At 57.7% G+C, this 11,814-nt stretch carries 9 protein-coding genes; all 9 read left to right on the forward strand.

All coding sequences use genetic code 11. The annotated features are described in order from the left end of the window. Positions 1-266: 266 nt before the first annotated feature. The 9 genes from sdhC (at position 267) to sucD (ending at position 11,600) form a co-directional block, all read left to right on the forward strand. Complete coding sequence (gene sdhC / locus LOY43_RS08270) at positions 267-641, forward strand: succinate dehydrogenase, cytochrome b556 subunit (protein ID WP_016773673.1); 375 nt, start codon at positions 267-269, stop codon at positions 639-641. Further along, the gene (gene sdhD / locus LOY43_RS08275) at positions 635-1,003 is read left to right on the forward strand and encodes a succinate dehydrogenase, hydrophobic membrane anchor protein (protein WP_003222999.1); all 369 of its coding nucleotides are present in this window, start codon (positions 635-637) and stop codon (positions 1,001-1,003) included. Before sdhC ends, sdhD begins: the two co-directional genes overlap by 7 nt. A gap of 3 nt (positions 1,004-1,006) precedes the next feature. Then, positions 1,007-2,779, forward strand: a complete 1,773-nt coding sequence (sdhA, locus tag LOY43_RS08280; RefSeq protein ID WP_093439913.1) for a succinate dehydrogenase flavoprotein subunit — start codon at positions 1,007-1,009, stop codon at positions 2,777-2,779. Positions 2,780-2,790: 11 nt separating this feature from the next. After that, positions 2,791-3,495: a succinate dehydrogenase iron-sulfur subunit gene (locus LOY43_RS08285; RefSeq protein ID WP_095050238.1), complete on the forward strand. Its 705-nt coding sequence runs from the start codon at positions 2,791-2,793 to the stop codon at positions 3,493-3,495. Between the two features lie 251 nt (positions 3,496-3,746). Then, on the forward strand, positions 3,747-6,578 hold the full coding sequence (locus LOY43_RS08290) for a 2-oxoglutarate dehydrogenase E1 component (RefSeq protein WP_093439917.1): 2,832 nt from the start codon (positions 3,747-3,749) through the stop codon (positions 6,576-6,578). A gap of 42 nt (positions 6,579-6,620) precedes the next feature. Further along, positions 6,621-7,835, forward strand: a complete 1,215-nt coding sequence (odhB, locus tag LOY43_RS08295; RefSeq protein WP_258709449.1) for a 2-oxoglutarate dehydrogenase complex dihydrolipoyllysine-residue succinyltransferase — start codon at positions 6,621-6,623, stop codon at positions 7,833-7,835. A gap of 98 nt (positions 7,836-7,933) precedes the next feature. Further along, entirely contained in the window at positions 7,934-9,370 is a 1,437-nt protein-coding gene (lpdA, locus tag LOY43_RS08300) for a dihydrolipoyl dehydrogenase (RefSeq protein ID WP_007919881.1), read from the forward strand. Between the two features lie 182 nt (positions 9,371-9,552). Next, on the forward strand, positions 9,553-10,719 hold the full coding sequence (gene sucC, locus LOY43_RS08305) for an ADP-forming succinate--CoA ligase subunit beta (RefSeq protein ID WP_007919879.1): 1,167 nt from the start codon (positions 9,553-9,555) through the stop codon (positions 10,717-10,719). Then, positions 10,719-11,600: a succinate--CoA ligase subunit alpha gene (gene sucD / locus LOY43_RS08310; protein ID WP_008082972.1), complete on the forward strand. Its 882-nt coding sequence runs from the start codon at positions 10,719-10,721 to the stop codon at positions 11,598-11,600. The genes sucC and sucD overlap by 1 nt, the downstream gene beginning before the upstream one ends. Positions 11,601-11,814: the final 214 nt, after the last annotated feature.

Here is an 11,814-nt window from a genome sequence, read left to right on the forward strand (position 1 = left end):
CTTGCTCCAGAAGGCTTTAAGCGCACTTTTTCCTCGAAATTGACTGCCATTTACGCCTTTTATACGACTTGTGCAATCAGCTATTTGGGGTAGGTGATTGCGTTGTCATTAGTAGCCTAACTGTCTATACTCGGCCACCGACCGCCAAGGGCTTTTGGGCTTGCTTTCATTGGGGGTCGCATCCCTGGGTGGTGGTTACCTGACCAGTGCACTCCCCAACAACTTTGCCCTGATTGTTAGGGGCTCTTCAGTGTGAAAAAAAAGCCGTGAAAAGCCAACGACCTGTAAACCTAGACCTAAGGACCATCAAACTCCCAGTCACTGCTTACACGTCCATTCTTCACCGTATCTCCGGTGTCATCCTCTTTGTGTGCCTTGCCATCATGCTTTATGCATTGGACAAGTCGCTCAGCTCCGAGGAAGGCTTCGGTCAGGTGAAAGCGTGTCTGACCAGTCCGCTAGCCAAGCTAGTGATTTGGGGCATCCTGTCCGCTCTGCTGTATCACCTGGTAGCCGGTGTGCGCCATTTGATCATGGACATGGGCATCGGTGAGACGCTGGAAGGCGGCAAACTGGGCTCGAAAATCGTTATCGCCGTTTCCGTGGTGGTAATCGTTCTGGCAGGAGTTTGGATATGGTAACTAACGTCACGAACCTGTCGCGTTCGGGCCTCTATGACTGGATGGCGCAACGTGTGTCTGCGGTCGTTCTCGCGGCTTACTTCATCTTTCTGATCGGATACGTCGTGGCCCACCCTGGCCTCGAGTATGCCCAGTGGCATGAACTGTTCGCCCACAACGGGATGCGTATTTTCAGCCTCCTGGCCCTTGTTGCTCTGGGCGCTCACGCCTGGGTCGGCATGTGGACCATCGCGACTGACTACCTGACGCCGATGGCGTTCGGCAAGTCCGCAACGGCGATACGTTTCCTTTTCCAGGCAGTATGCGGCGTTGCGATGTTCGCTTACTTCGTCTGGGGTGTGCAGATTCTCTGGGGTATCTGAGTCATGGCTAACATTCCAACGATTTCTTTCGACGCCATCATTATTGGTGGTGGCGGTGCCGGCATGCGCGCTGCGCTGCAACTGGCGCAGGGTGGTCACAAGACTGCCGTGATCACCAAGGTTTTCCCGACCCGTTCGCACACTGTATCCGCTCAAGGCGGCATCACGTGCGCGATCGCGTCTGCTGACCCGAACGATGACTGGCGCTGGCACATGTACGATACCGTCAAGGGCTCCGACTACATCGGTGACCAGGACGCTATCGAATACATGTGTCAGGAAGGCCCGGCCGCGGTTTTCGAGCTGGACCACATGGGTCTGCCGTTCTCGCGTACCGAACAAGGCCGTATCTACCAGCGTCCGTTCGGTGGTCAGTCCAAGGACTACGGTAAAGGCGGCCAGGCTGCGCGTACTTGCGCGGCTTCCGACCGTACCGGTCACGCCCTGCTGCACACCCTTTATCAGGGCAACCTGAAAGCCGGTACCACGTTCCTGAACGAGTACTACGCTGTCGACCTGGTGAAGAACCAGGAAGGCGATTTCGTCGGTGTGATCGCGATCTGCATCGAAACTGGCGAAACTTCCTACATCCGCGCCAAAGCCACCGTATTGGCTACCGGCGGTGCAGGTCGTATCTACGCTTCCACCACCAACGCCCTGATCAACACCGGTGACGGCGTCGGCATGGCTCTGCGTGCTGGCGTACCGGTACAAGACATCGAAATGTGGCAGTTCCACCCGACCGGCATCGCCGGTGCCGGTGTACTGGTTACAGAAGGTTGCCGTGGTGAAGGTGGTTACCTGATCAACAAGCACGGCGAGCGTTTCATGGAGCGTTATGCTCCGAACGCCAAAGACCTTGCCGGTCGTGACGTGGTTGCTCGCTCGATGGTTAAAGAAATCATCGCCGGCAACGGTTGCGGTCCGAATGGCGACCACGTGATGCTCAAACTCGACCACCTGGGCGAGGAAGTGCTGCACAGCCGTCTGCCAGGCATCTGCGAACTGTCGAAGACTTTCGCCCACGTTGACCCGGTTGTTGCGCCGGTTCCGGTTGTTCCGACTTGCCACTATATGATGGGCGGCGTTGCCACCAACATCCATGGCCAGGCGATCACCCAGAACGCCGATGGCGTGGATCAGATCATTCCTGGTCTGTTCGCGGTAGGTGAAGTGGCTTGCGTATCGGTTCACGGTGCCAACCGTCTGGGCGGCAACTCGCTGCTCGACCTGGTGGTATTCGGCCGCGCTGCCGGCCTGCACCTGGAAAAAGCCCTGACCGACGGCATCGAATACGACGACGCTACCGAAGCCGACATCGAAGCTGCCCTGTCGCGCCTGAACGCACTGAACAACCGTACTGACGGCGAAGACGTCGCTACCCTGCGTCGCGAGCTGCAGAGCTGCATGCAGAACTACTTCGGTGTATTCCGTACTGGCGAATACATGCAGAAGGGTATCGCTCAGCTGGCCGATCTGCGCAAGCGTATCGCCAACGTGAAGATCAACGATAAGTCGCAGGCGTTCAACACTGCACGTATCGAAGCGCTGGAACTGCAAAACCTGCTGGAAGTGGCTGAAGCTACCGCCATCGCGGCCGAAGTACGTAAAGAGTCCCGCGGTGCTCACGCCCGTGAAGACTTTGAAGATCGTGATGACGAAAACTGGCTGTGCCACACCCTGTACTTCCCGGGTGACAAGCGCGTCACCAAGCGTGCCGTGAACTTCTCGCCGAAGACTGTTCCGACTTTCGAACCTAAAGTCCGGACTTATTAAGGGTGACCGCCATGTTGAATGTCAGTGTTTATCGCTACAACCCTGATCAGGACGCTGCGCCGTTCATGCAGGAATTCCAGGTCGATACCGGTGGTAAAGACCTGATGGTGCTGGACGTGCTGGCCCTGATCAAAGAGCAGGACGAGGGTTTCTCCTATCGTCGCTCTTGCCGTGAAGGCGTCTGCGGCTCCGACGGCATGAACATCAACGGTAAAAACGGTCTGGCGTGCATCACGCCGCTGTCCGCCGTTGTAAAAGGTAACAAGCTGATCGTTCGTCCGCTGCCAGGTTTGCCGGTTATCCGTGACCTGGTCGTCGATATGAGCATCTTCTACAAGCAATACGAGAAGGTGAAGCCTTACCTGCAGAACGACACGCCGGCTCCGGCCATCGAGCGTCTGCAGTCGCCAGAAGAGCGTGAAAAACTCGACGGTCTGTACGAGTGCATCCTGTGCGCTTGCTGCTCGACCTCTTGCCCGTCCTTCTGGTGGAACCCGGACAAGTTCCTGGGTCCAGCTGCACTGCTGCAAGCGTACCGCTTCCTGGCAGACAGCCGTGACACCAAGACCAACGAGCGTCTGGCTTCGCTCGATGACCCGTTCAGCGTTTTCCGCTGCCGGGGCATCATGAACTGCGTCAACGTATGTCCGAAAGGCCTGAACCCGACTAAGGCCATCGGTCACATCCGTAACATGCTGCTTTCGAGCGGCGTGTGATTCAGCTGCTGTAACCGCTGTACCGTAGAGGCTGTGGCGCGGGCTTCAACCCGCGTCATGGCTATAACCAGAGCAGTAGCCACAAGCTGCCGCTCTTATTTTGAAGAAATGAGACAAGCAGGGGCATCCGGGCTGGTACCCGGACTATCAGTGTGATCCTAAGTGGCTTGTTTTAGTCGCTGCATTCGGACTTCTGCAAGTTTGCTCGGTGTCGACATCGATGGTGTTCCCCTAACCGAGGGTGACCAAGCATGCAAGAAAGCGTGATGCAGCGCATGTGGAACAGCGCCTACCTTTCAGGTGGAAACGCTGCCTATGTGGAAGAGCTTTATGAGCTCTACCTGCACGACCCTAACGCTGTGCCAGAAGAGTGGCGCACCTACTTTCAGAAGTTGCCTGCCGACGGCAACTCTGCCACTGATGTTTCGCACTCCACGATTCGCGATCATTTCGTGCTGCTGGCAAAGAACCAGCGCCGCGCCCAACCGGTTTCCGCCGGCAGCGTGAGCAGTGAGCACGAGAAGAAGCAAGTTGAAGTGTTGCGATTGATCCAGGCCTACCGTATGCGTGGCCACCAGGCAGCCCAGCTTGACCCGCTGGGGCTGTGGCAGCGTCCTGCACCTGCAGACCTGTCGATCAATCATTACGGCTTGACCAATGCCGATCTTGATACGACCTTCCGTGCCGGCGACCTGTTCATCGGCAAAGAGGAAGCGAGCCTACGCGAAATTCACGAAGCGTTGCAGCAGACATATTGCCGCACCATCGGCGCTGAATTTACGCACATCACCGATTCCGAGCAGCGCCAGTGGTTCCAGCAGCGTCTGGAAAGCGTGCGTGGTCGTCCGACGTACTCCGCCGACATCAAGAGCCACCTGCTTGAGCGCGTAACCGCCGGTGAAGGCCTGGAAAAATACCTGGGCACCAAATACCCGGGCACCAAGCGTTTCGGTCTGGAAGGCGGCGAAAGCCTGATTCCGATGCTCGACGAACTGATCCAGCGTTCCGGTTCCTACGGCACCAAGGAAGTCGTCATCGGCATGGCCCACCGTGGCCGTCTGAACGTGCTGGTCAACACCTTCGGCAAGAACCCGCGCGAGCTGTTCGACGAGTTCGAAGGCAAGAAGAAGGTCGAGCTGGGTTCCGGTGACGTTAAGTATCACCAGGGCTTCTCGTCCAACGTGATGACCGCCGGCGGTGAAGTTCACCTGGCCATGGCGTTCAACCCGTCCCACCTGGAAATCGTTTCCCCGGTGGTCGAAGGTTCGGTGCGCGCCCGTCAGGATCGTCGTAATGACGCCACTGGCGAGAAGGTTCTGCCGATCTCCATCCACGGTGACGCTGCATTCGCAGGTCAGGGCGTGGTCATGGAAACCTTCCAGATGTCGCAGACCCGCGGTTTCAAGACCGGCGGTACCGTGCACATCGTGATCAACAACCAGGTCGGTTTCACCATCAGCAACCCGCTGGACTCGCGTTCCACCGAGTACGCCACCGACGTTGCGAAGATGATCCAGGCGCCGATCCTCCATGTGAATGGGGATGATCCGGAAGCCGTGCTGTTCGTGACCCAGTTGGCCATCGACTACCGCATGCAGTTCAAGCGTGACGTGGTGATCGACCTGGTCTGCTACCGTCGTCGCGGCCACAACGAGGCCGACGAGCCAAGCGGTACCCAGCCTCTGATGTATCAGCAGATCACCAAACAGCGCACCACCCGTGAGCTGTACGCTGATCGTCTGACCCAGGGCGGTGTGCTGGACGCAGAGCGTGTTCAGGCGAAAGTCGATGAATACCGCAACGCGCTGGACAACGGTCTGCACGTAGTGAAATCGCTGGTCAAAGAGCCGAACAAAGAGCTGTTCGTGGACTGGCGTCCGTATCTGGGCCATGCCTGGACTGCGCGTCACGACACTCGCTTTGATCTGAAGACCCTGCAAGAACTGTCCGCCAAGCTGCTGGAAATTCCGGAAGGCTTCGTGGTTCAGCGTCAGGTCTCGAAGATCTACGAAGACCGTCAGAAGATGCAAGCCGGCGGCCTGCCGATCAACTGGGGTTACGCCGAAACCATGGCGTACGCGACCCTGGCGTTCGAAGGTCACCCGATCCGCATGACCGGTCAGGACATCGGCCGCGGTACGTTCTCGCACCGTCACGCTGTGCTGCACAACCAGAAAGACGCGGGCACCTACATTCCGCTGCAGCACCTGTACGACGGTCAGCCACGCTTTGACCTGTACGACTCGTTCCTGTCGGAAGAAGCGGTACTGGCGTTCGAATACGGTTACTCGACCACCACGCCGGATGCGCTGGTGATCTGGGAAGCCCAGTTCGGCGACTTCGCCAACGGTGCACAGGTTGTAATCGACCAGTTCATCACCAGCGGCGAGCACAAGTGGGGCCGTCTCTGCGGTCTGACCATGTTGCTGCCACACGGTTACGAAGGTCAGGGCCCTGAGCACAGCTCGGCACGTCTTGAGCGTTACCTGCAATTGTGCGCCGAGCACAACATTCAGGTTGCCGTACCGACTACGCCAGCACAGATCTACCACTTGCTGCGTCGTCAGGTGATTCGTCCGCTGCGCAAGCCGTTGATCGTGCTGACGCCGAAGTCGCTGCTGCGCCACAAGCTGGCCATCTCGACCCTGGAAGATCTGGCCGAAGGTTCGTTCCAGACCGTGATCCCGGAAATCGATGCTCTGGACCCGAAAAAGGTCGAGCGCGTTGTTCTGTGTAGCGGCAAGGTCTACTACGACCTGCTGGAAAAACGCCGTGCCGAAGGCCGTGAAGATATCGCCATCGTGCGTATCGAGCAGCTGTATCCATTCCCTGAGGACGACTTGAAAGAAGTCCTGGCTCCATACACCAACGTCAAAAATGCCGTTTGGTGTCAGGAAGAGCCGATGAACCAGGGCGCCTGGTACTGCAGCCAGCACCACTTGCGTCGCAGCATCGGTAACCTCGACAAGTCTCTCGTACTTGAGTACGCGGGCCGTGAGGCTTCTGCTGCCCCAGCTTGTGGTTACGCATCGATGCACGCCGAGCAGCAGGAAAAACTCCTGCAAGACGCGTTTACCATTTAACGCCTTCGCGCACCTGAAACCGAATTTAAGGAACCACAGATAATGGCTATCGAGATCAAAGCCCCCACTTTCCCGGAATCGGTTGCCGATGGCACCGTTGCCACCTGGCACAAACAACCGGGCGACGCCGTCAAGCGCGACGAACTGATCGTCGACATCGAAACCGACAAAGTCGTACTGGAAGTTCTGGCTACCGCTGATGGCGTGCTGGGCGCAATCGTCAAGGGCGAGGGCGAGACCGTCCTGTCCGACGAAGTGCTGGGCTCCATCGTTGAAGGTGGCGCTGCTGCCGCTGCCCCAGCCGCCGCTGCTGCTCCGGCCGCTGCTCCAGCTGCTGCCGAAGGCGAAGACGATCCTGTTGCTGCTCCTGCTGCGCGCAAGCTGGCTGAAGAAAACGGCATCAACATCGCTTCCGTTGCCGGCACCGGCAAGGGCGGTCGTGTGACCAAGGAAGACGTGGTTGCTGCTGTTGCTGCCAAGAAAGCCGCTCCGGCTGCCGCGCCTGCCAAGGCTGCTGCTCCTTCGGCTGCTGCTCCTGTGTTCGCCGCTGGCGACCGCATCGAGAAGCGCGTACCGATGACCCGTGTTCGTGCCACCGTGGCCAAGCGTCTGGTTGAAGCACAGTCGAACATGGCGATGCTGACCACTTTCAACGAAGTCGACATGACTGAAGTCATGGCCCTGCGTTCGAAGTACAAGGACCTGTTCGAGAAGTCCCACAACGGCGTACGCCTGGGCTTCATGTCGTTCTTCGTGAAAGCGGCCACCGAAGCGCTGAAACGCTTCCCGGCTGTCAACGCGTCGATCGACGGCGGCGACATCGTTTACCACGGCTACGCTGACATCGGTGTTGCTGTTTCCAGCGATCGCGGTCTGGTGGTTCCGGTTCTGCGTAACGCCGAACTGATGAGCCTGGCTGAAATCGAAGGCGGCATCGCCACCTTCGGCAAGAAAGCCCGTGACGGCAAACTGTCGATGGACGAGATGACCGGTGGTACCTTCACCATCACCAACGGTGGTACCTTCGGTTCGATGATGTCGACCCCGATCGTCAACCCGCCGCAGGCAGCGATTCTGGGCATGCACAACATCATCCAGCGTCCTATGGCCATCAATGGTCAGGTCGTTATCCGTCCGATGATGTACCTGGCACTGTCCTACGATCACCGTCTGATCGATGGCAAAGAAGCTGTGACCTTCCTGGTGACCATCAAGAACCTGCTGGAAGATCCGGCTCGTCTGTTGCTGGATATTTGATAGAAGCAGCTGCAAGTCTCAAGCTGCAAGCTGCGAGTAACCGCAGTTTGGCTTGAGGCTTGCGGCTTCACGCTTGCTGCAAAAAAGAGGATTTTTGAATGTCGCAGAAATTTGACGTAGTAGTGATCGGTGCTGGCCCTGGTGGCTACGTGGCTGCCATCAAGGCGGCGCAGCTGGGTCTGACCACTGCCTGCATCGAGAAGTACACCGACGCTGAAGGCAAGCAAGCCCTGGGCGGCACCTGCCTGAACGTGGGCTGCATTCCTTCCAAGGCGCTGCTCGACAGTTCCTGGAAATACAAGGAAGCGAAAGAAAGCTTCAACGTTCACGGTATCTCGACTGGCGAAGTCAAAATGGACGTCGCTGCGATGGTTGGCCGCAAGGCTGGCATCGTCAAGAACCTGACCGGCGGCGTTGCCACCCTGTTCAAGGCCAACGGCGTTACTTCGATCCAGGGCCACGGCAAACTGCTGGCTGGCAAGAAAGTCGAAGTCACCAAGCCAGACGGCTCGGTTGAAGTCATCGAAGCTGAAAACGTTATTCTGGCTCCAGGCTCGCGTCCGATCGACATTCCACCGGCTCCGGTTGATCAGAAAGTCATCGTTGATTCGACTGGCGCTCTGGAATTCCAGTCCGTACCTAAGCGTCTGGGCGTGATCGGCGCTGGCGTGATCGGTCTGGAATTGGGTTCGGTCTGGTCGCGTCTGGGCTCCGAAGTCGTTGTTCTGGAAGCACTGGACACCTTCCTGATGGCAGCGGACACCGCTGTTTCCAAGGAAGCGCTGAAAACCCTGACCAAACAAGGTCTGGACATCAAACTGGGCGCTCGCGTAACCGGCTCGAAAGTGAACGGCGACGAAGTCGTTGTGAACTACACCGATGCCAACGGCGAACAGACCATCACTTTCGACAAGCTGATCGTAGCCGTTGGTCGCCGTCCGGTGACCACTGATCTGCTGGCTGCCGACAGTGGCGTGACCCTCGACGAGCGCGGTTTCGTGCACGTTGACGATCACTGCGCGACCACCGTACCGGGCGTTTTCGCCATCGGTGACGTGGTTCGCGGCATGATGCTGGCTCACAAAGCTTCGGAAGAAGGCATCATGGTTGTCGAGCGCATCAAGGGCCACAAAGCCCAGATGAACTATGACCTGATCCCTTCGGTTATTTATACTCACCCGGAAATCGCGTGGGTTGGCAAAACCGAGCAGGCCTTGAAAGCTGAAGGCGTTGAAGTTAACGTCGGCACCTTCCCGTTCGCCGCTTCCGGCCGTGCCATGGCCGCCAACGATACCGGTGGTTTCGTCAAGGTCATCGCTGATGCCAAGACTGACCGCGTATTGGGCGTGCACGTGATTGGCCCGAGCGCTGCAGAACTGGTTCAGCAGGGCGCGATCGGTATGGAATTCGGCACCAGCGCTGAAGACCTGGGCATGATGGTTTTCTCCCATCCGACCCTGTCTGAAGCCTTGCACGAAGCTGCTCTGGCTGTGAATGGCGGTGCCATCCACATTGCCAACCGCAAGAAGCGTTAAGACACAATAAGAAACCACGGCGGTAACGGCCCGTCGTGAGCCTTGCGAGCAAGTCTCACCGCGGAATGTCCGCTGGACGCAGTCTTGCGTAGCTCAGCTACGCAAGCAGCAGTCACAGGTGGCGCGGCACTCAAACGAGCGCAGCGCCGAATGCGCAGTACCTAACGAAGACGGTAAAAAGCATGAATCTTCACGAGTATCAGGGTAAGCAGCTGTTCGCTGAATACGGCCTGCCAGTTTCCACTGGTTACGCAGTAGACACCCCGGAAGCAGCAGCAGAAGCTTGCGACAAAATCGGCGGCAGCGAGTGGGTTGTCAAAGCCCAGGTCCACGCCGGTGGTCGCGGTAAAGCGGGCGGCGTTAAGCTGGTTCGCAGCAAAGAAGACGCCAAAGCCTTCGCACAGCAGTGGCTGGGCAAGCGTCTGGTGACTTACCAGACTGATGCCAATGGCCAGCCAGTCACCAAGATCCTGGTTGAATCGTGCACTGATATCGCTAAAGAGCTGTACCTGGGCGCTGTCGTTGACCGTTCGAGCCGTCGCATCGTGTTCATGGCTTCCACCGAAGGTGGCGTGGACATCGAGAAAATCGCTCACGACACTCCAGAAAAAATTCTCAAGGCCACTATCGATCCACTGGTTGGCGCTCAGCCATTCCAGGGTCGCGAGCTGGCATTCCAGCTGGGTCTGGAAGGCAAGCAGGTTGCTCAGTTCGCCAAGATCTTCGTAGGTCTGGCCAAACTGTTCAAGGATCACGACCTGGCTCTGCTGGAAGTGAACCCGCTGGTGATCAAGGCTGATGGCGATCTGCACTGCCTGGACGCCAAGATCAACATCGACGCCAACGCCATGTACCGTCAGCCTAAGCTGAAGACTTTCCACGATCCGTCGCAAGACGATCCGCGCGAAGCGCACGCTGCCAAGTTCGAACTGAACTACGTAGCACTGGAAGGCAACATCGGTTGCATGGTCAACGGTGCTGGCCTGGCCATGGGTACCATGGACATCGTCAACCTGCATGGCGGCAAGCCAGCCAACTTCCTCGACGTAGGTGGTGGCGCTACCAAAGAACGCGTAACTGAAGCGTTCAAGATCATCCTGTCCGACACCAACGTCGCTGCAGTACTGGTCAACATCTTCGGCGGCATCGTTCGCTGCGACATGATTGCCGAAGGCATCATCGGCGCTGTGAAAGAAGTCGGCGTGAAAATCCCGGTTGTTGTTCGCCTTGAAGGCAACAACGCTGAGCTGGGCGCTAAAGTACTGGCAGAAAGCGGTTTGAACATCATCGCTGCTACCAGCCTGACCGACGCTGCTCAACAAGTTGTCAAAGCTGCGGAGGGCAAATAATGAGCGTCCTGATCAATAAAGACACCAAAGTTATCTGCCAGGGTATTACCGGTTCGCAAGGTAGTTTCCACACCCAGCAAGCCATCGAATACGGCACCAAGATGGTCGGTGGCGTTACTCCTGGTAAAGGCGGCACCGAGCACCTGGGTCTGCCAGTGTTCAACACCGTTAAAGACGCAGTAGAAGCCACTGGCGCTACCGCCAGCGTGATCTACGTTCCGGCTCCTTTCTGCAAAGACTCGATCCTGGAAGCGGCATTCGGCGGCATCAAGCTGATCGTCTGCATCACCGAAGGCATTCCTACCCTGGACATGCTGGACGCTAAAGTTAAGTGCGACGAGCTGGGCGTAGTCCTGATCGGCCCTAACTGCCCAGGCGTTATCACTCCGGGCGAGTGCAAGATCGGCATCATGCCAGGTCACATTCACTTGCCAGGCAAAGTCGGTATCGTTTCGCGTTCCGGCACCCTGACCTACGAAGCTGTTAAGCAGACTACTGACGCCGGTTTCGGTCAGTCGACTTGCGTCGGCATCGGTGGTGACCCGATCCCGGGTTCGAACTTCATCGACATCCTGAAGCTGTTCCAGGAAGACCCGAAGACCGAAGCGATCGTGATGATCGGTGAGATCGGCGGTTCGGCTGAAGAAGAAGCGGCTGCCTACATCAAGGCACACGTGACCAAGCCGGTTGTTTCCTACATCGCTGGTGTGACTGCTCCTCCGGGCAAGCGCATGGGCCATGCTGGCGCAATCATCTCTGGCGGCAAAGGCACTGCAGACGAGAAATTCGCTGCTCTGCAAGACGCAGGCGTGAAAACCGTGCGTTCGCTGGCAGACATCGGCAAGGCCCTGGCCGAGCTGACTGGTTGGGCTGTCAAGTAAGCCTCGCGCTTAACTGACGCTTTACCAAACAAAGGCCACCTTCGGGTGGCCTTTGTCGTTTCTGACATCCGCTGATTTATAGGCTTTCGCCCAATTACATGCAAAAACGCGACACGGAAACGTCGCGTATCGGATAGTTCGCCCTCTAACAGTGCGTTTGCAGGCCAAATTCGTTAGGCTAGCAGCCATTTTTGCGTCTGCCGCCCACAAGGCA

It is taken from the genome of Pseudomonas sp. B21-041 (assembly GCF_024748675.1).
Lineage (GTDB): Bacteria > Pseudomonadota > Gammaproteobacteria > Pseudomonadales > Pseudomonadaceae > Aquipseudomonas > Aquipseudomonas neuropathica.

Excerpts from the sequence above, each read along its gene's own strand:
- sdhD (WP_003222999.1), top strand. The coding sequence starts at position 635 with ATGGTAACTAACGTCACGAACCTGTCGCGTTCGGGCCTCTATGACTGG.
- sdhA (WP_093439913.1), top strand. The coding sequence starts at position 1,007 with ATGGCTAACATTCCAACGATTTCTTTCGACGCCATCATTATTGGTGGT.
- LOY43_RS08285 (WP_095050238.1), top strand. The coding sequence starts at position 2,791 with ATGTTGAATGTCAGTGTTTATCGCTACAACCCTGATCAGGACGCTGCG.
- LOY43_RS08290 (WP_093439917.1), top strand. The coding sequence starts at position 3,747 with ATGCAAGAAAGCGTGATGCAGCGCATGTGGAACAGCGCCTACCTTTCA.
- odhB (WP_258709449.1), top strand. The coding sequence starts at position 6,621 with ATGGCTATCGAGATCAAAGCCCCCACTTTCCCGGAATCGGTTGCCGAT.
- lpdA (WP_007919881.1), top strand. The coding sequence starts at position 7,934 with ATGTCGCAGAAATTTGACGTAGTAGTGATCGGTGCTGGCCCTGGTGGC.
- sucC (WP_007919879.1), top strand. The coding sequence starts at position 9,553 with ATGAATCTTCACGAGTATCAGGGTAAGCAGCTGTTCGCTGAATACGGC.
- sucD (WP_008082972.1), top strand. The coding sequence starts at position 10,719 with ATGAGCGTCCTGATCAATAAAGACACCAAAGTTATCTGCCAGGGTATT.